Annotated in this window: 18 protein-coding genes; 17 read left to right on the plus strand and 1 reads right to left on the minus strand. The window is 38.7% G+C overall.

What is annotated here, in order from left to right; all coding sequences use genetic code 11:
- Nucleotides 1-3 precede the first annotated feature (3 nt).
- The 15 genes from OC533_RS14070 (at nt 4) to OC533_RS14140 (ending at nt 14,177) form a co-directional block, all read left to right on the plus strand.
- The gene (locus OC533_RS14070) at nt 4-528 is read left to right on the plus strand and encodes a DUF2179 domain-containing protein (RefSeq protein ID WP_003762861.1); all 525 of its coding nucleotides are present in this window, start codon (nt 4-6) and stop codon (nt 526-528) included.
- A 212-nt stretch (nt 529-740) separates the two neighbouring features.
- A complete protein-coding gene (gene purE, locus OC533_RS14075; protein WP_003762860.1) occupies nt 741-1,229 on the plus strand; it encodes a 5-(carboxyamino)imidazole ribonucleotide mutase in 489 nt (162 codons plus the stop codon).
- The gene (gene purK / locus OC533_RS14080) at nt 1,222-2,346 is read left to right on the plus strand and encodes a 5-(carboxyamino)imidazole ribonucleotide synthase (protein ID WP_010991006.1); all 1,125 of its coding nucleotides are present in this window, start codon (nt 1,222-1,224) and stop codon (nt 2,344-2,346) included. The genes purE and purK overlap by 8 nt, the downstream gene beginning before the upstream one ends.
- 18 nt (nt 2,347-2,364) lie before the next feature.
- A complete protein-coding gene (gene purB, locus OC533_RS14085; RefSeq protein ID WP_194324153.1) occupies nt 2,365-3,657 on the plus strand; it encodes an adenylosuccinate lyase in 1,293 nt (430 codons plus the stop codon).
- Between the two features lie 80 nt (nt 3,658-3,737).
- A complete protein-coding gene (gene purC / locus OC533_RS14090; RefSeq protein WP_194324151.1) occupies nt 3,738-4,451 on the plus strand; it encodes a phosphoribosylaminoimidazolesuccinocarboxamide synthase in 714 nt (237 codons plus the stop codon).
- A gap of 11 nt (nt 4,452-4,462) precedes the next feature.
- A complete protein-coding gene (gene purS / locus OC533_RS14095; protein WP_003722248.1) occupies nt 4,463-4,708 on the plus strand; it encodes a phosphoribosylformylglycinamidine synthase subunit PurS in 246 nt (81 codons plus the stop codon).
- A gap of 3 nt (nt 4,709-4,711) precedes the next feature.
- A complete protein-coding gene (gene purQ / locus OC533_RS14100) occupies nt 4,712-5,395 on the plus strand; it encodes a phosphoribosylformylglycinamidine synthase subunit PurQ (RefSeq protein WP_010991003.1) in 684 nt (227 codons plus the stop codon).
- Nucleotides 5,388-7,607 (plus strand): phosphoribosylformylglycinamidine synthase subunit PurL, encoded by a 2,220-nt coding sequence (gene purL / locus OC533_RS14105; RefSeq protein ID WP_194324149.1) that lies wholly within the window; start codon nt 5,388-5,390, stop codon nt 7,605-7,607. Before purQ ends, purL begins: the two co-directional genes overlap by 8 nt.
- Nucleotides 7,592-9,019 (plus strand): amidophosphoribosyltransferase, encoded by a 1,428-nt coding sequence (purF, locus tag OC533_RS14110; RefSeq protein WP_003762854.1) that lies wholly within the window; start codon nt 7,592-7,594, stop codon nt 9,017-9,019. Before purL ends, purF begins: the two co-directional genes overlap by 16 nt.
- Before the next feature lie 18 nt (nt 9,020-9,037).
- The gene (gene purM / locus OC533_RS14115; protein WP_003769067.1) at nt 9,038-10,084 is read left to right on the plus strand and encodes a phosphoribosylformylglycinamidine cyclo-ligase; all 1,047 of its coding nucleotides are present in this window, start codon (nt 9,038-9,040) and stop codon (nt 10,082-10,084) included.
- On the plus strand, nt 10,081-10,647 hold the full coding sequence (gene purN, locus OC533_RS14120; RefSeq protein ID WP_003762851.1) for a phosphoribosylglycinamide formyltransferase: 567 nt from the start codon (nt 10,081-10,083) through the stop codon (nt 10,645-10,647). The genes purM and purN overlap by 4 nt, the downstream gene beginning before the upstream one ends.
- Nucleotides 10,648-10,652: 5 nt before the next feature.
- On the plus strand, nt 10,653-12,182 hold the full coding sequence (purH, locus tag OC533_RS14125) for a bifunctional phosphoribosylaminoimidazolecarboxamide formyltransferase/IMP cyclohydrolase (protein WP_185571227.1): 1,530 nt from the start codon (nt 10,653-10,655) through the stop codon (nt 12,180-12,182).
- 26 nt (nt 12,183-12,208) lie between these two features.
- Nucleotides 12,209-13,471, plus strand: coding sequence for a phosphoribosylamine--glycine ligase (gene purD, locus OC533_RS14130; RefSeq protein WP_194324147.1), 1,263 nt, complete (start codon nt 12,209-12,211; stop codon nt 13,469-13,471).
- A 136-nt stretch (nt 13,472-13,607) separates the two neighbouring features.
- Nucleotides 13,608-13,904 (plus strand): YerC/YecD family TrpR-related protein, encoded by a 297-nt coding sequence (locus OC533_RS14135; RefSeq protein WP_003720075.1) that lies wholly within the window; start codon nt 13,608-13,610, stop codon nt 13,902-13,904.
- An 18-nt stretch (nt 13,905-13,922) separates the two neighbouring features.
- Entirely contained in the window at nt 13,923-14,177 is a 255-nt protein-coding gene (locus OC533_RS14140) for a hypothetical protein (protein WP_194322901.1), read from the plus strand.
- A gap of 42 nt (nt 14,178-14,219) precedes the next feature.
- On the opposite strand, the gene OC533_RS14145 is transcribed toward OC533_RS14140, so the two are convergent.
- Complete coding sequence (locus OC533_RS14145) at nt 14,220-15,575, minus strand: sodium-dependent transporter (protein ID WP_185485102.1); 1,356 nt, start codon at nt 15,573-15,575, stop codon at nt 14,220-14,222.
- 207 nt (nt 15,576-15,782) lie between these two features.
- Here OC533_RS14145 and OC533_RS14150 point away from each other — a divergent pair, with 207 nt between their 5' ends.
- Together OC533_RS14150 and pcrA are read left to right on the plus strand one after the other, a co-directional pair.
- Nucleotides 15,783-16,460 (plus strand): heptaprenylglyceryl phosphate synthase, encoded by a 678-nt coding sequence (locus OC533_RS14150; protein ID WP_194324145.1) that lies wholly within the window; start codon nt 15,783-15,785, stop codon nt 16,458-16,460.
- 64 nt (nt 16,461-16,524) lie between these two features.
- Entirely contained in the window at nt 16,525-18,720 is a 2,196-nt protein-coding gene (gene pcrA, locus OC533_RS14155) for a DNA helicase PcrA (RefSeq protein ID WP_010990997.1), read from the plus strand.
- Nucleotides 18,721-18,726 lie beyond the last annotated feature (6 nt).

Here is an 18,726-nt window from a genome sequence, read left to right on the forward strand (position 1 = left end):
TTAGTGGATAATGGTATATTTATAGTAGCTACAATCTTTGTTGTAAATATTTTGTATGTGACCATTTATACGGTAAGGTTGCTACTTACGATGAAAGGATATCGTTATTTAGCTGCGCTTTCGAGTGTATTTGAGATGATTATTTATGTTGTTGCACTAAGTTTGGTATTAGATAATTTAAATAACATAGCGAATGTTTTAGCTTATGCAGTAGGTTTTGGTGTGGGTATTATTGTTGGAATGAAAATTGAAGAGCGAATTGCTTTAGGTTATATCACTGTAAATGTTATTACGAAAGAATATAATTTAGATTTGCCGAATCAAATTCGTGATTTAGGCTACGGGGTAACTAGCTGGCTTGCGAGTGGGCGTGATGGAGAGCGTATGATGCTTGAAATTTTGACTCAAAGAAAGAATGAACGAAAACTATATAAACAAATTATTGAAATTGATAATGGAGCATTTATTGTTTCATCTGAGCCAAAACAAATTCATGGCGGTTTTTGGATAAAACAAGTTAGAAAATAGGAAGAAGCTTACCAAGCATGGTAGCTTCTTTTTTTATTTATTTAGTGAAATGAGCTACATAATACCGCTAATAGTAATAAAGAACAGTAAAACACGAACGTTAATAAAACGTAACAATTAAATGTTCGATTTTTCGTTGACTTTTGTGATAGCTATTGTTAGAATGAAGGAGTCGAAAGAGATTATGAAATTAAGAAGGAGTTGATCACGTAATGCCTGCGGAAATTGGTGTCATTATGGGGAGTACCTCAGATTGGGATACAATGAAAAAAGCATGTGATGTATTGGATGAACTTGAAATTGCTTATGAAAAAAAAGTCGTTTCTGCTCATCGTACACCAGATTTAATGTTTCAATATGCAGAACAAGCGCGGGAACGTGGTTTGAAAATTATTATTGCGGGCGCTGGAGGAGCGGCGCATTTGCCAGGTATGGTTGCTGCTAAAACAACTTTGCCTGTTATTGGTGTGCCAATTAAGTCAAAAGCGTTAAGCGGAATGGATTCTCTATTATCCATTGTACAAATGCCTGGTGGTGTTCCTGTTGCTACTGTTGCAATCGGTGAAAGTGGAGCAGTCAATGCGGGTCTTTTAGCAGCGCAAATTTTATCTATTACAAACGATGCAATTACTAACAGATTACAAAAAAGACGTGCTACACTAGAAGAAACAGTTCTAGAAAGTAGTGATTCTCTTGGATAAAAAATTTTTACTGACAAATAGTACAATTGGTATCATCGGTGGTGGACAATTAGGACGTATGCTAGCGATAGCTGCAAAAGCAATGGGTTACCGAATTATTGTTTTAGATCCTACAGCAGATTGTCCAGCTGCTCAAGTAAGCGATGAACAAATCGTAGCTGATTATGATGACAAAGTAGCTTTACGTGAACTTTCGGAAAAAGCAGATGTTGTGACATATGAATTTGAAAACATTGACTACGATGCGCTTAAAATGACACAAAACTTAGTATCTGTCCCACAAGGATCGGAATTACTTTCGATTACGCAAGACAGAATTTTAGAAAAGGCGTATTTAGAATCTGCTAACATTAATATTGCGCCATATGCTGTAATTGTTGATAAAGAAGAAATCGAAAGTGAGATAAGAAGTATTGGTTATCCGGCTGTCTTAAAAACAGCGCAAGGCGGATATGATGGAAAGGGACAAGTTGTTATTCACAGTGCAAGTGATATTGAGGATGCCGCACAATTGTTGCGTTACGGTTCTTGTGTGTTAGAAGCTTGGATTCCTTTTGAAAAAGAGATTTCTGTCATTGTTGCTCGTAACTTAAATGGACAAGTGGAAACATTCCCCGTAGCTGAAAATGTTCATGTAAACAATATTTTGCATACGACTATTGCGCCGGCCAAAGTGGCAGCGGATGTCTATGAAGAAGCGGAAGAAATTGCCAAAAAATTAGCCGATGTACTTCAATTATGTGGTGTTTTAGCTGTAGAAATGTTTGTGACTAGTTCTGGGGCGATTTATGTAAATGAACTTGCTCCAAGACCTCATAATTCAGGACATTTTACGATTGAGGCTTGTTCGATTTCTCAGTTCACACAGCATATTCGTGCGATAGTTGGCTTGCCGCTAGTAAAACCTGAGCTATTGAAACCAGCATTAATGGTCAATATTTTAGGACAACATGTGGATGCAGTGAATGAACAAATGATAGATTATCCACATTGGTTTGTGCATTATTATGGTAAAAAAGAAGCTAAAATCAATCGCAAAATGGGTCATATAACTATCTTGACTGATGAACCAAAAGCGGTATTGAGTGATATAGAAGAAACGCAAATTTGGAAGTAACTGGAGGAATTAAAAAGGATGTTAGAACGTTATACTCGTAAAGAAATGGGCAATATTTGGACAGAACAAAATCGTTATCAAGCTTGGTTAGAAGTGGAAATTTTGGCTTGTGAAGCGTGGGCAGAGCTTGGTGATATTCCAAAAGAAGATGTAAAGAAAATTCGTGCGAATGCTAAGTTTGATGTCGACCGTATTCATGAAATCGAATTAGAAACTAGACATGATGTAGTAGCATTTACTCGTTCGGTATCTGAGTCTCTTGGTGAGGAACGTAAATGGGTGCATTATGGCTTAACTTCAACAGATGTAGTAGATACAGCGAATTCTTACTTACTAAAACAAGCAAATGAAATTTTAAGAAAAGACTTGGAGAATTTCATTGCGATTATTGGCGAAAAAGCGAAAGAACATAAATATACAGTAACGATGGGTCGTACGCACGGTGTTCACGCGGAGCCAACTACTTTTGGTTTGAAACTTGCTCTATGGTACGAGGAAATGAAACGTAATTTAGAACGTTTTAACTTTGCTGCTGATGGTGTAGAGTTCGGAAAGATTTCTGGAGCTGTTGGGACTTATGCTAACATTAATCCTTTTGTGGAAGCATATGTTTGTGAAAAATTAGGAACTACTCCAGCACCGATTTCAACACAAACATTGCAACGTGATCGTCACGCAGAATATCTTGCAACGCTTGCTTTAATTGCCACTTCTGTCGAAAAATTTGCAGTCGAAGTACGTGCTTTACAAAAAAGTGAAGTACGCGAAGTAGAAGAATTCTTTGCAAAAGGGCAAAAAGGTTCATCCGCAATGCCGCATAAACGTAATCCAATTGGTTCTGAAAATGTAACTGGGCTAGCTCGCGTTATTCGTGGACATATGGTTACTGCTTATGAAAATGTACCACTTTGGCATGAACGTGATATTTCTCATAGTTCAGCGGAACGAATTATTTTACCAGATTCTACTATTTTATTAGATTATATTTTAAATCGTTTTGGTAATATTGTGAAAAACTTGACGGTATTCCCAGAAAATATGAAACGTAATATGGATAGAACTCTAGGATTAATTTATTCGCAACGTGTTCTACTTGCGCTGATTGATAAAGGCTTAGCTCGAGAAGCGGCTTATGATGTCGTACAACCAAGAGCAATGGAAGCTTGGGAAAAACAAGTACCATTCCGTGAATTAGTAGAACAAGATGCAACCATTACTGAAAATCTATCTGCAGAAGAAATTGCAGACTGCTTTGATTACAACTATCACCTGAAGAATGTCGACTTAATTTTTGATCGCTTAGGATTATAATTACGGACAGAATACAACCTAACCTCTTTGATATATGTTTTTTCAAAGAGGTTAAGTAATTTATAAGGAGATAAATTATCGTGACTAATGAACTGTTGTATGAAGGAAAAGCAAAACGACTTTTTAAAACAGATGAGGCTGGGGTCTTGCGTGTTGCATATAAGGATGATGCGACTGCTCTAAATGGTGTTCGAAAAGAATCTTTTACTGGTAAAGGCGAACTTAATAATCAGATTACATCACTTATTTTTTCTTATCTAGCAAAAGAAGGGATTTCGAGTCACTTTATTCGGGCGATTTCAGAAACGGAACAACTTGTTAAAGAAGTTTCGATTATTCCACTTGAAGTTGTTGTTCGTAATGTGATGGCTGGTAGTCTTGCGAAACGTCTTGGTAAAGAAGAAGGCGAGGAAATTCAAAATGCGATTGTGGAATTTTATTATAAAGATGATGCCTTAGATGATCCGTTTATTAATGATGATCATGTGCTTTATTTAGACATTGCGACAACAAATGAAATGGACGCGATTCGTCAGGCTGCTCGTTCGATTAATAAGGTGCTACAAGAATTATTCAATCAAATGAATATTACTCTCATTGATTTTAAATTAGAATTTGGTCGTGATGCAGCGGGAAATATTTTGCTGGCGGATGAAATTTCACCAGATACTTGCAGACTTTGGGATAAGGAAACAAATCAAAAGCTCGATAAGGATGTCTTTCGTCGGAATATTGGCAATTTAACAGATGTGTATACAGAAGTATTGAATAGATTAAAGCAAGTTCAAAACTAGGAGGCCACAAAATGTATAATGTCAAAGTTTATGTCACTTTAAAGAAAAGCGTATTAGATCCACAAGGGGTTGCAGTAAAAGACGCAGCGAAAAGCATGGGTTACGAAGAAGTAGAAGATGTCCGTATTGGTAAATTTATGGAATTAAAAGTAGCGAAGTCAGATAGAGATATTCATGAAGTGTTGAATGAAATGTGCGACAAACTGTTAACAAATCCGGTGATGGAAGATTACCGATATGAAATTGAGGAGGCTTAAACGATGAAATTTGCTGTCATTCAGTTCCCAGGTTCAAATTGTGACCTTGATATGCTACATGCGATTCGCGATTCTCTTGGTGAGGAGGCGGAATATGTTTGGCATGCGGAAACAAGTCTTGCAGGTTTTGATGCGGTATTACTTCCAGGTGGATTTTCTTATGGAGATTACTTGCGAACTGGTGCGATTGCGAAATTTTCAAGTATTATGCCAGAAGTTTTACGCTTTGCTGAAATGGGAAAACCAGTGCTTGGTGTGTGTAACGGATTTCAAATTTTAACAGAAATTGGTTTACTACCAGGAGCTTTAATTAGAAACAATAATTTACATTTTATTTGTAAGACGGTGCCGCTTCGTGTGGCGAATGCCGATACAATGTTTACTGGACTTTATGAAGAAGGCGAAATTATTCAAGTTCCAGTTGCTCACGGGGAAGGTAATTATTATTGTGATGATGAAACACTTTTAAAATTAAAAGACAATAATCAAATTGTGTTTACATATGATAGCGTGAACCCAAATGGAAGTCGTGCAGATATTGCTGGTATCGTTAATGAACGCGGGAATGTGCTTGGAATGATGCCACATCCAGAACGCGCGGTGGAAGATATTATTGGCGGCACTGATGGTTTAAGACTTTTCGAGTCCGTTGTAAAAGCTTGGAAGGAGGAACAAGTAAATGCCTAACATGGAGCCAACGACAAAAGAAATTAAAGAACAAAAGATTTATCAAGAAATGGGTTTAACGGATAGTGAATATGAGCTTGTTTGTTCCATTCTTGGACGCGAGCCTAATTATACTGAAACAGGTCTTTTCTCTGTTATGTGGTCGGAACATTGTAGCTATAAAAATTCTAAACCAGTACTCAGAAAATTTCCAACAGAGGGAAAACAAGTATTGCAAGGACCGGGTGAAGGTGCTGGGATTGTTGATATTGGCGATGGTTTAGGTGTTGCTTTTAAAGTCGAAAGTCATAATCATCCATCATACGTGGAGCCGTACCAAGGAGCTGCAACTGGTGTCGGCGGAATTATTCGTGATGTTTTCTCGATGGGAGCTAGACCGATTGCAATGCTGAACTCGCTTCGTTTTGGTGAGCTAGATACTCCACATGCGAAGTACTTAGTTAGTGAAGTTGTTGCTGGGATTGCTGGATATGGTAATTCGATTGGGATTCCAACTGTTGGCGGCGAAATCCAATTTGATCCTTGTTACACAAAAAATCCATTAGTAAATGCGATGTGTGTTGGCTTAATTGAAGCAAAAGATATTCAAAAAGGGCAGGCAAAAGGAATTGGCAACCCGGTGATGTATGTTGGCGCTAAAACTGGTCGTGATGGCATTCACGGTGCCACTTTTGCATCTGTAGAGTTTAGTGAAGAAGGCGAACAACAACGTTCTGCTGTACAAGTGGGCGATCCTTTTATGGAGAAATTGTTGCTTGAGGCTTGTTTAGATGTGATTCGTGATCATTCAGATATTTTAGTTGGGATTCAAGATATGGGAGCTGCTGGGCTTGTTAGCTCAAGTTCTGAAATGGCTTCAAAAGCGGGTGCTGGGCTAGAATTAATTATGGATGATGTGCCGCAACGTGAACTACATATGACGCCATACGAAATGTTACTTTCTGAATCTCAAGAACGGATGCTTCTATGTGTGAAAAAAGGTCATGTAGAAGAAATCCAAGCTTTATTTGAACGATATGGTTTAGAAGCAGTTGTGATTGGAAAAGTAACGGGCGATAAAATGTATAAAATTATTCATCACGGTGAAGTGGTTGCGAACGTTCCTGTAGATGCGCTTGCAGAAGATGCACCAGTTTATCATAAACCTTCGAAAGAACCAGCTCGTTATCAAGCTTTCCAAGAAGAGGAAGCATTTGTGCCGGTGATTGAAGATGTGGTTGGTGTGTGGAAAGAGTTACTTGCTCAACCAACGATTGCTAGTAAGCGACATATTTATGAACAATATGATTATCAAGTGCGCACAGACACAGCAGTTGTGCCCGGATCAGATGCGGCGATTGTTCGTGTGCGTGGAACCGAGAAGGCGATTGCGATGACAACTGACTGCAACTCGCGCTATTTGTATCTTGACCCAGAAGTAGGCGGAGCGATAGCGGTTGCGGAAGCGGCGCGGAATATCGTTTGTTCTGGCGGGAAGCCACTCGCGATTACAGATGGACTTAATTTTGGTAATCCTGAAAAACCTGAAATTTTTTGGGAAATTGAAAAAGCGGCTGATGGCATTAGTGCAGCTTGTCTAGAGCTTGATACACCAGTCATTTCGGGAAATGTTTCGCTTTATAATGAAACAGATGGTACGGGGATTTATCCAACGCCGGTGATTGGGATGGTTGGTTTAGTAGAGGATTTAGCACACATTACAACACAAGATTTTAAAAATAGTGGCGATGTGATTTTCTTAATTGGTGAAACAAAAGCTGAATATAGTGGCTCGGAATTACAGAAATTACAACAAGGGAAAATTAGCGGACGTGCGCCAGAATTAGATTTAGCGACAGAGAAAAAATACCAACAATTACTTCTAACAGCGATTCAAGAAGGATTGGTTGCTTCTAGTCACGATTTAGCAGAAGGCGGATTTGGCGTTGCTCTTGCGGAAGCGACATTTAAAGCAGGGCTTGGTGTGGATGTAGAAGTACCGTTTGAGTTGAATCAACTATTCAGTGAATCACAATCACGTTTCTTAGTATCTGTAAAACCAGAAAATGAAGCAGCTTTTGCTAAATTAATGGAACTGGAAAAAGTATATCGACTTGGTGTAGTAACGGCAGATGAAACGATTCGCGTGAAACATAAAGAAGAGCTAGTAACTGCGAGTACATCTGATTTACGATCTATTTGGGAAGGGGCTATTCCATGCTTGCTGAAGTAAAAGGACTTAATGAAGAATGTGGTATTTTTGGTATTTGGGATCATCCTAATGCAGCGGAAATCACTTACTATGGGTTGCATAGTTTACAACATCGCGGTCAAGAAGGTGCCGGAATTGTTTCAACAGACGGAGAAACGTTAAAAGGGCATCGGAATCTTGGGCTTTTAGCAGATGTATTTAAGCACGGTGAACTAGACGATTTAAAAGGTAAGGCAGCAATTGGCCACGTTCGCTATGCGACAGCTGGTCAAAAAAACTTAGGAAATGTACAACCATTTTTATTTCATTTTCACAGTTCTTCACTTGCACTTGCGCATAATGGGAATTTAGTGAATGCGAAGACTTTACGCCGCGAATTAGAAGAAGAAGGAGCTATCTTTCAAACAAGTTCGGACACGGAAGTATTAGCGCATTTAATTAAACGCAGCCATACTGGTGATTTTGTAGAAGATTTAAAAGTAGCTTTAAACAAGGTCAAAGGTGGCTTTGCATATATGCTGCTTACAGAAGATACAATGTACGCCGCGCTTGACCCAAATGGCTTTAGACCGCTTTCAATTGGCCGAATTGGCGATTCTTATGTAGTTGCTTCTGAAACTTGTGCTTTTGAAACGGTTGGCGCTGAATTTGTCCGTGATGTGGAGCCAGGTGAACTGATTATTATTAATAATGACGGACTGCGGATTGAAAAATTTACGGAAAATGTGACGCATTCGATTTGTAGTATGGAATATATTTATTTTGCTCGTCCGGACTCTAATATTGCTGGAATTAATGTTCACTCAGCTAGAAAGCGTTCTGGGAAAAGACTTGCAAAAGAAGCATTTATTGATGCGGATGTAGTGACAGGTGTGCCGGATTCAAGTATTTCTGCGGCGATTGGCTATGCAGAAGAAGCCGGACTGCCATACGAACTTGGTCTCATCAAAAATAGATATGTGGCAAGAACTTTTATTCAGCCATCGCAAGAACTTAGGGAACAAGGGGTTAGAATGAAGCTTTCTGCGGTGCGAGGAGTTGTGGAAGGTAAACGAGTTGTCATGATTGATGATTCCATCGTTCGCGGGACGACAAGTAAACGCATTGTCCAGCTTTTACGTGAAGCGGGCGCGGCGGAAGTTCATGTGAGAATCGCTTCTCCACCACTTGCTTATCCTTGTTTTTATGGAATTGATATTCAAACAAGAAATGAATTGATTGCTTCTAATTATTCTGTTGATGAAATTTGCCGTATTATTGGCGCTGATTCTTTAGAGTATTTGAGTGAAGAAGGTTTAGTTGATTCCATTGGCAGACCTTATCCGAACGAACCTTATGGGGGACTTTGTATGGCTTATTTTAACGGGGATTATCCGACCCCTTTATACGATTATGAAGCAGAATATTTAGCGAGCTTAGAAGCAGAAAAATAATGAGGAGTGACAAATCGAATGGCAGAGAATGCATATAGTAAAGCAGGCGTGGACGTAGATGCTGGCTATCAAGTAGTCGAGCGCATCAAAAAGCATGTAGCTAGAACAGAGCGGATGGGCGCAATGGGTGCCCTTGGTTCTTTTGGCGGAATGTTTGACTTAAGTAGTTTGAATTTAAAAGAACCCGTTCTTGTTTCTGGTACAGATGGTGTTGGAACAAAATTGCTTTTGGCTATTGAAGCAGATAAGCATGATACGATTGGGATTGACTGCGTGGCAATGTGCGTGAATGACATTTTAGCTCAAGGTGCCGAGCCATTATTTTTCTTAGATTATATCGCAACAGGGAAGACAGATCCTGTTAAAATGGAACAAATTGTTAAAGGGGTAGCTGATGGTTGTGAACAAGCTGGGGCGGCTTTAATTGGCGGGGAAACTGCTGAAATGCCCGATATGTACGGGGCAGATGATTATGATTTAGCAGGTTTTACTGTCGGAGCTGTCGAGAAAAAGAAACTGATTACAGAAGGTGCAGTTAAAGCCGGAGATACTCTCATTGGTATTCCATCGAGCGGAATTCATAGTAATGGTTACTCACTAGTCCGAAAAATTTTCTTTAAAGACAATGACTTTAAGTTAAATGAAGCGTTCACGGAACTAGATGTGCCACTTGTGGAAGAGTTACTTAAGCCGACACGTATTTATGTGAAGCCAGTTTTAGAAGTTTTAAAAGCAGTGGATGTTCACGGTATTACTCATGTGACAGGTGGCGGATTTGTAGAGAATTTACCACGAATGTTAACAAATGATTTGGCTGTTAAAGTGGAGCTTGGTTCGTGGCCGGTTCTTCCAATTTTTGACTTAATGAAAAAATACGGTCAATTGAGCGAACTTGAAATGTATGAGATTTTCAATATGGGTATCGGAATGGTGTTGGCAGTTGCGAAAGAGGATGTCGAAAAAACATTAGAAGTACTCGTTCAAAACGGGGAAGCGGCTTATGTTATTGGAGAAGTAACAACGCGTTCTGATGATGCCGTTATTTTCGGAGGCGCAAAAGGATGAATATAGCTATTTTTGCTTCTGGTAATGGCTCGAATTTTCAAGCTTTAGTAGATGATGAGCTTATTAAGCCTCATGTGAAGCTACTTGTCTGTGATAAACCAAATGCCTATGTTGTAGAACGCGCAAACAAGCAAAATATTCCAGTTTTCCTATTTGATGTGAAAAATTATCCGGATAAAGAGGCTTTTGAAACCGAAATTTTATTAGAACTGCGCGGTTTGGAAATTGATTTATTAGTGCTTGCGGGTTATATGCGCTTGATAGGGCCTACGTTACTTGCGGAATTCCCTGAGCAAATTGTTAACTTGCATCCGTCGTTATTACCTGCATTCAAAGGGAAAGATGCGATTGGTCAAGCTATCGAAGCGAAAGTATCAGAAACCGGTGTTACAGCTCATTTTGTGGATGCCGGGATGGATACAGGACCAATGATTGACCAGGTCAAAGTAGTGGTAGCTAAAACAGAAACAGCAGATAGTTTAGCTGAAAAAATTCATCAAGTAGAACATATTTTTTATCCAAAAGTGATTCGAGGATTAATTCAAAATGGAGGGAACGATTAATTATCATGAAAAGAGCGCTTATAAGTGTATCAGATAAAAACGGCATCGTGCCATTTGCAGAAAAATTAGTAGAACTTGGTGTAGAAATTATTTCAACTGGTGGAACAAAAGCAGCATTCGAACAAGCTGGCGTACCGGTTACGGGAATTGAAGCAGTTACCGAATTTCCAGAAATGCTTGATGGCCGAGTAAAAACGCTTCATCCAGCTATTCATGGTGGTTTGCTTGCAAGACGTGATACGGCGGAACATATGGAAGCAATTGCTGCACATGATATTAAGCCAATTGATTTAGTCATTGTTAATTTGTATCCTTTCCAAGAAACGATTCAAAAACCTGGTGTTACTTTAGAAGAAGCGATTGAAAACATTGATATTGGCGGACCTTCAATGTTACGCTCTGCTGCGAAAAATTATGCGGCGGTAACTGTTGTGGTTGATACAGCGGACTACGATACAGTACTTACAGAACTACAAGAACACGGCGCAACTACTTTTGAAACACGCCAACGTCTTGCTGCTAAAGTATTTCGACACACAGCAGCTTATGATGCTTTAATTGCAGAGTACTTAACGGATGTTACCGGTGAAACTTTCCCAGAAAAAGTAACATTAACTTACAATCGAAAACAAGTTTTGCGTTACGGTGAAAATCCTCACCAAGATGCAGCTTTTTATACAGAACCACGTGCGGTTGAAAACTCGATTAGTGCTGCGAAACAGTTGCACGGTAAAGAGTTATCTTATAACAACATTCGCGATGCAGATGCGGCACTTAAAATTGCTAGTGAATTCAAAGAACCAGTGGCAGTTGCAGTAAAACACATGAATCCATGCGGAGTTGGCGTTGGTGAAACTATTGAAGAAGCTTATTTAAAAGCCTACGAAGCAGATGAAATATCTATTTTTGGTGGAATTGTTGCTTTAAATAAAGAAGTTGATGCGAAAACAGCAGAACATATGAGTAAAATTTTCTTAGAAATTATCATTGCACCAAGTTTTTCCGAAGCAGCTTTTGCGATTTTAGCGAAAAAGAAAAATATTCGTTTGTTAACTGTTCCATTTGCGGGTAATGTGGAAGGTTTTGAGAAAACATCTGTTAACGGTGGACTTCTTATCCAAGCGAACGACGCTCTTGTAGAAGATACAACTAGTTATGAAGTAGTGACAGAAAAACAACCAACCAACTCAGAAATGAAAGCTTTACTTGCTCAGTGGAAAATTGTCAAACATGTCAAATCAAACGCGATTGTTGTTGGCTCAGACAAACAAACGCTTGGAATTGGCGCTGGTCAAATGAATCGAATCGGCTCAGCATTGATTGCGCTAGAACAAGCTGGTGAAAAAGCAAAAGGTGCTGTACTTGCCTCCGATGCCTTTTTCCCGATGGATGATACAGTTGAGGCTGCGGCAAAAGCAGGCATTACGGCGATTATTCAACCTGGTGGATCAATCAAAGATAAAGAATCAATTGCAATGGCTGATAAATATGGTATTTCCATGGTTCTAACACATGTACGCCATTTCAAACATTAATCCTCATAAAAAGGACGTGTCATTAAATGAATTTATTAGTAGTTGGTAGCGGCGGTCGAGAACATGCTATTAGTAAAAAATTACTAGAATCAAACAATGTTGAAAAAGTATATTGCGCTCCCGGAAATGACGGAATGCGTTTAGATGATATTCAATTAGTTGCTATTTCCGAAACAGATAAAGCTGGTTTGATTGATTTTGCCAAGAAAGCAGACGTTTCCTTTGTCATCGTTGGACCTGAAGTACCTCTTTTAGAAGGGGTGGTAGATGCGTTTGAAGAAGCGGGAATCAAAGCTTTCGGACCAAAAGCAAATGCGGCTTTAATTGAAGGTAGTAAAGACTTCGCCAAGCAATTTATGGAGAAATATGCCATTCCCACTGCTGCCTCAAGAACTTTCACTGATTATGCGGAGGCTAAAGCATATTTGGATGAACGCGGTGTACCAATCGTTATTAAAGCAGACGGATTAGCCGCTGGAAAAGGTGTCACAGTAGCTTTAGAGATGGAAGAAGCTGTCCTTGCGTTAAAAGATATGATGTTAGAAGAAAAATTCGGTGACGCATCTCTCAAAGTCGTTATAGAGGACTTTTTAGCTGGCGAAGAGTTTTCCTTGATGGCTTTTGTAAACGGGGAAGAAGTGTATCCAATGGCGATTGCACAAGATCATAAACGTGCTTATGAAGGCGATAAAGGACCTAATACTGGTGGCATGGGTGCTTATTCACCAGTACCACATATTTTAGAAGATGTAGTGAATGAAGCTGTTGAAAAAATCCTTCGCCCCGCTGCAAAAGGAATGGTGCAAGAAGATCGCTACTTCCGCGGAATTCTTTATGCAGGTCTTATTTTAACGACAGATGGGCCAAAAGTAATTGAATTTAACGCGCGATTTGGTGATCCGGAAACACAAGTCGTATTGCCTCGTTTAGAAAGTGATTTTGCAGCACTTATAGCAGCTTTACTCAACAACGAAAAACCAGAAGTTCGCTTTAAAAAAGAAGGAATTACGCTCGGTGTCGTTTTAGCAAGTGCCGGTTACCCAGAACATTATGAAAAAGGAAATAAACTCACTGGCTTAAATGATATTAGAGAGGATGTCGCCATTTATCATGCGGGAACAAAACAAAATGAAAACGGGGAATTTGTCTCAAGTGGCGGTCGCGTTTTATTACTAGCAAAAGAAGCTGAAACCATGAGTGATGCCCGGACTTTACTGTATCCAGAAATGCAAAAACTAGATAATCCAAATTTCTTTTACCGAATGGATATTGGAACAAAGGCAGAATAATAAAAAGTACTATCTTTAAGCAAATTGCTTGGATAGTACTTTTTTGTTTATTTCGTAAAGAGAAACGTTTGTGTTTTACGCGTTGGTACGTTAAAATATGAAAGTAGGATATATGAGATTATTTGGAGGTAAAGATATGCAAATAGAGAAGTTGCGTGGACAAGGATTGGATGAATTCTTCCAAGGGATTTTAACGCTCGAGAATTTAGAAGAATGTTATGCTTTTTTTGATGATGTTTGTACTGTGAACGAAATACAATCCATGGCTCAACGTTTCCAAGTAGCAAAAATGCTTCATGATGGAAAAACGTATAATGTGATTGAATCTGAAACAGGTGCAAGTACAGCAACAATTTCACGTGTAAAACGTTCACTTCATTATGGCAATGATATGTACGATGTCGTATTTTCAAGAATGACAAAGCCAGAATAAGATTGGTAGGGATTAATATTGAAAAAGTTTAATAGTAAAACCTATCAGATTGTAATCATCTCTATTCTTGCTCTTGCAGTTATTTATTTTGTGATTAATATGATTTCCACTAGAACTGGGCTTGATTTTTCTTTACTGTGGCACTGGGTCTTTATTATTTGTTTTATCTTCACGACGCTTGCTAATGTTAGAGAAAAACGAGCAATTGGAACGGCGATTGGCCTAAGTGGAATCCTGATTTGTGTGACAAGTATCGTACTGATGGCAATATAATAAAAGCAATCTCGCTAAGAAATTAGCGGATTGCTTTTTTTGTTAAAACAGAAAATCAATTAAACCGGTCGCTGAGAGAAAGACAAAAATAATCGCAATTGGTGCAATATATTTAATGAGAAAGAGCCAAATAATAAAAACCTTTTTGCCAAAATGGCTGCTTGATGTAAATTCTTTTAAAAGTAATTCACGAGGTAATCGGTAACCAACAAAAATAGCGATAAATAAAGCACCAACTGGCAAGATAATATTCGACACAAGATAATCGGCAGCATCAAAAATACTTAGTCCAAAAATCTGAACATCGCTCCAAACACCAAAACTAAGCGCACTTGGAATTGCCATTAACACAATCACAAGCCCCATCCAAAGACTAGCCTTTTTACGATTAACGCCCGCATTCATCAGCGGAGCAACAGTTGCTTCAAGCATCGAGAAACTAGACGTTAATGCGGCGAATAAGAATAAAATCAAGAAAATAATAAAGAACAACATCCCAAACGGCATTTGATTAAATATCGAGGGTAAAATAACAAACAATAACCCCGGACCTGCATCTGGCGTAATGTTAAACGAAAATGCCGCTGGAAAAATAGCTAACCCAGCAAGTAACGAAACAAACACATTCATAAGCGAAACCGAAATCGCCGACTGAGGTAAACTAGTCGAACGGTTCAAATAAGAACTATACGTAACCATCACCGAAATCCCCACACTGAGTGAAAAGAACGCCTGACCAAGTGTAATAAGAACCGTTTGAGCAGTAAAATGACTAAAATCGGGTCGTAAGAAAAATGCGACACCTTCCATTGCACCAGGTAGTGTCAAGGACCTGATAATTAACACTATAAATAAAATAAAAAGCGCGGGCATCATAAACTTGCTCATTTTTTCAATTCCGCTAACAACTCCGCGGCTAATAACGATCACATTGAGTAAAATAAAGAAAATTGTCGCACCAACCGAAATCCATGGGTTGGCTGTCGTCACTTGAAAATCATGGAGTAAAGTCGCTTGGTTTTCACCGGCAATTCCACCAGCGAGCGTTTTAATTAAATAAGTAATAATCCAACCGCCAACGACACTATAAAATGAAAATAAAATACTTGCGCCAACTACGCCTAATTTTCCAATTAAGTTCCATTTCGTTCCAGGTGCGAGCGTTTTATAAGCTTGAACCGCATCCCCACCAGAACCTCGTCCAATAACAAACTCAGCAATCAAAAGTGGCATGACTACAAGTAAGGTTAAAACTAAAAACAATAAGAAAAATGCGCCACCTCCTGCAGTTGCAGCCACATAAGGCAGTTTCCAAATTGCGCCAATTCCTATTGCGGACCCAGCGGATGCTAAAATAAATCCGACTTTTGAGCCCCATTCTTCTCTGTTTTCTTGCATAATATCCCCATTTCCTTTTTTCTATGTCAATACTCTAGAAGTCATAATAAAATCAAATTTTCCTCATCATACCATAAAATAAAAGCTATCCCAACAAGAAGTCGTAAAAAAAGCTTAAAAAAAGTTAAAATTTCCTATTGTAAGGGTGCGATGAAATGTAACTAATGCTATAATAAGATATCCCATTATAGAGAATTGGAGGAGCATATGAAGCATTTATTCAAGTTAGACCCAGCAAAGAATTTACCTCGTAATAGTGTCACAAAGCTCATTCATTCTGGAACCGATGGATTTATCATTGGTGGGACAGATAATTTAGAAATAGAAGCAGTCGAAAATCTGTATGAATTATTAACTGAAACAGATTTGCCGATTTTCCTTGAAGTAAGCGATGAATCCATGATTTTACCAGAAGCAGAACATTTTTTAATTCCAGTCGTATTAAATACAGAAAATAGTAAATGGACGCACGGTTTACACAAAGAGTTAATCAAGGAACTAGGGGAATTTATTCCTTGGAAGCGAATCACATCAGAAGGTTATGTTATTTTAAATAAAGACGCAAAAGTTGCCCATTTAACAGAAGCGAAAACAGACTTAACGGATGAAGATATTATTGCTTATGCGCGATTAGCAGAGAATATATTTCGTCTGCCGATTTTTTATGTCGAATATAGCGGGATGTACGGCGATCCAGAAGCAGTAAGAAAAGTAAGTGAAGTTTTAAGCGACACCGAGTTTTGGTATGGTGGCGGAATCCGTTCCAAAGAACAAGCTGCTGAAATGGCGAAGTACGCGGATACGATTATTGTGGGCAATATTATTTATGAGGATTTAGAAAAAGCACTAGAAACCGCAACTATTTTTAGGAAGAAAACGGTTTGATTATAAAGTGTAGTATGATAAAATAAGAACAAATGTTTGTATGGTGGTGTATAGGAGAATGCAATTGAATGCAAAAGAATTAGTTGACGGATTAAACCCAGAACAACGAAAAGCAGTAGAAAGTACAGAAGGACCTTTATTAATTATGGCTGGTGCAGGGAGTGGTAAAACACGTGTTTTAACCCATCGCATCGCTTATTTAGTAAGAGAACGTGGCGTGAATCCTTATAATATTTTAGCGATTACGTTTACCAATAAAGCAGCGCGTGAAATGAAATCACGGATTGGTAATTTAATGGGCGGAGAAGCGGAATCAATTTGGATTTCCACTTTTCACTCCATGTGCGTAAGAATTTTACGTCGTGATATAGACCGGATTGGCTACGAACGCAATTTTACTATTTTAGATGGAAGTGACCAATTATCGGTTATTAAAGGCATTTTAAAAGAAAAGAATGTCGACCCTAAGAAGTTTGAGCCACGAGGTATTTTAGCTTCTATTAGCAATGCAAAAAACGAACTTATAACTGCAAGCGAATATATAAAAGAAGCAAGTGGTTTCTACGATAAAATGGTCGGCGAAGTCTATGAAAAATATGAAAAGAAACTTAAGAAAAATCAAGCGCTCGATTTTGATGATTTAATTATGGTGACGATTCAATTATTTGAACGTGTTCCAGATGTTTTAGAATATTATCAGCGCAAGTTTCAATACATTCACGTGGATGAGTACCAAGATACTAACCACGCGCAGTACTTACTTGTAAAACTACTTGCCTCTAGATTTAAGAATTTATGTGTCGTTGGTGACTCTGACCAATCAATCTACGGCTGGCGAGGGGCAGATATTAGTAATATTATGTCTTTCGAAAAAGATTACCCGAGCGCCAAAACCATTTTGCTAGAAGAGAATTACCGTTCGACCAAACGTATTTTAGAAGCGGCGAACCGTGTAATCGAAAATAACGGCAATCGTAAACCAAAAAATCTTTGGACTAGTAATGCGGAAGGGAAGAAGATTTTTTACCATAAGGCGTTAACTGAGAAAGAAGAAGCGGCTTACGTCGTTATGAAAATTCAAGAAGAAGTAAATAATTCGAGTCGTCCGCTTTCTGATTTTGCGATTCTTTATAGAACCAATGCCCAGTCCCGTGTAATGGAAGAATATTTCATGAAGTCAAATATGGCTTACACAATGGTCGGCGGTACGAAATTCTATGACAGAAAAGAAATTAAAGACATTTTGGCTTATTTACGACTTATTAGTAATAATGAGGATGATATTAGTCTGACACGTATCATCAACGTACCAAAACGCGGAGTTGGACCAGGCACATTAGAAAAACTAAACAATGTTGCCGCGGCTTACGATTTAAGCTTATTTGAAGTACTTAATCGCATTGAATTAGCCGGGATTTCTGCTAAAATAAGCAAAGATTTAGTTGCTTTCCATGATTTGGTTCGCGGATTCACCCAAATGCAAGATTTCCTATCTGTAACTGAACTTGTAGAAGAAATTCTCGAAAAAACAGGTTACCGAGCAATGCTGAAAAACGAACGAACTATTGAAGCTCAAACTCGCTTAGAAAATATCGATGAGTTTTTATCTGTTACACAAAACTTTGAAAAAGAAAATGACGATAAAACATTACTCGCATTCTTAACGGATTTAGCACTGGTTGCTGACGTTGATAAGTTAGAAGAAGATAATGAAGAACAAAACGGTGCGGTGACGCTGATGACGCTTCACTCTGCCAAAGGGCTAGAATTCCCAGTTGTCTTTTTAGTTGGGATGGAAGAAGGGATTTTTCCACATTCTAGAGCCATTTATGAAGAAGAAGAAATGGAAGAAGAACGCCGACTTGCTTACGTTGGTATCACTCGAGCAGAAGAAGAACTTTTCCTAACGAGCGCGTATTCCCGTATGCTTTACGGTCGTCCATCATCCAACCAAGAATCTCGTTTTATTGGCGAAATTCCTCGTGACTTACTAGAATTAGGTAACGAAAATAAATTAACAGCTGATAAACCGTATGCCAAACCGCGCATGCCGCAAAAAGCAACTACTGCCTATAAATCTTCTGGAGCGGAAACACTCGGTTGGACAGTCGGCGATAAAGCTAGTCATAAGAAATGGGGCGTAGGAACAGTCGTAAGTGTCAAAGGAGAAGGTAGCGGAATGGAACTTGATATTGCATTCCCAAGCCCAACTGGAGTCAAACGATTGCTCGCAGAATTTGCGCCAATTGAAAAAGTATAAATTTGG

The organism is Listeria sp. Marseille-Q6474 (genome assembly GCF_946902005.1).
In the GTDB taxonomy this organism is placed as follows: Bacteria; Bacillota; Bacilli; order Lactobacillales; family Listeriaceae; genus Listeria; species Listeria innocua.

What these genes read in the sequence shown, in the direction of transcription:
- purE (WP_003762860.1), top strand. Translation starts at nt 741, where the DNA reads ATGCCTGCGGAAATTGGTGTCATTATGGGGAGTACCTCAGATTGGGAT.
- purB (WP_194324153.1), top strand. Translation starts at nt 2,365, where the DNA reads ATGTTAGAACGTTATACTCGTAAAGAAATGGGCAATATTTGGACAGAA.
- purS (WP_003722248.1), top strand. Translation starts at nt 4,463, where the DNA reads ATGTATAATGTCAAAGTTTATGTCACTTTAAAGAAAAGCGTATTAGAT.
- purQ (WP_010991003.1), top strand. Translation starts at nt 4,712, where the DNA reads ATGAAATTTGCTGTCATTCAGTTCCCAGGTTCAAATTGTGACCTTGAT.
- purL (WP_194324149.1), top strand. Translation starts at nt 5,388, where the DNA reads ATGCCTAACATGGAGCCAACGACAAAAGAAATTAAAGAACAAAAGATT.
- purF (WP_003762854.1), top strand. Translation starts at nt 7,592, where the DNA reads ATGCTTGCTGAAGTAAAAGGACTTAATGAAGAATGTGGTATTTTTGGT.
- purM (WP_003769067.1), top strand. Translation starts at nt 9,038, where the DNA reads ATGGCAGAGAATGCATATAGTAAAGCAGGCGTGGACGTAGATGCTGGC.
- purN (WP_003762851.1), top strand. Translation starts at nt 10,081, where the DNA reads ATGAATATAGCTATTTTTGCTTCTGGTAATGGCTCGAATTTTCAAGCT.
- purH (WP_185571227.1), top strand. Translation starts at nt 10,653, where the DNA reads ATGAAAAGAGCGCTTATAAGTGTATCAGATAAAAACGGCATCGTGCCA.
- purD (WP_194324147.1), top strand. Translation starts at nt 12,209, where the DNA reads ATGAATTTATTAGTAGTTGGTAGCGGCGGTCGAGAACATGCTATTAGT.
- OC533_RS14135 (WP_003720075.1), top strand. Translation starts at nt 13,608, where the DNA reads ATGCAAATAGAGAAGTTGCGTGGACAAGGATTGGATGAATTCTTCCAA.
- OC533_RS14145 (WP_185485102.1), bottom strand. Translation starts at nt 15,575, where the DNA reads ATGCAAGAAAACAGAGAAGAATGGGGCTCAAAAGTCGGATTTATTTTA.
- OC533_RS14150 (WP_194324145.1), top strand. Translation starts at nt 15,783, where the DNA reads ATGAAGCATTTATTCAAGTTAGACCCAGCAAAGAATTTACCTCGTAAT.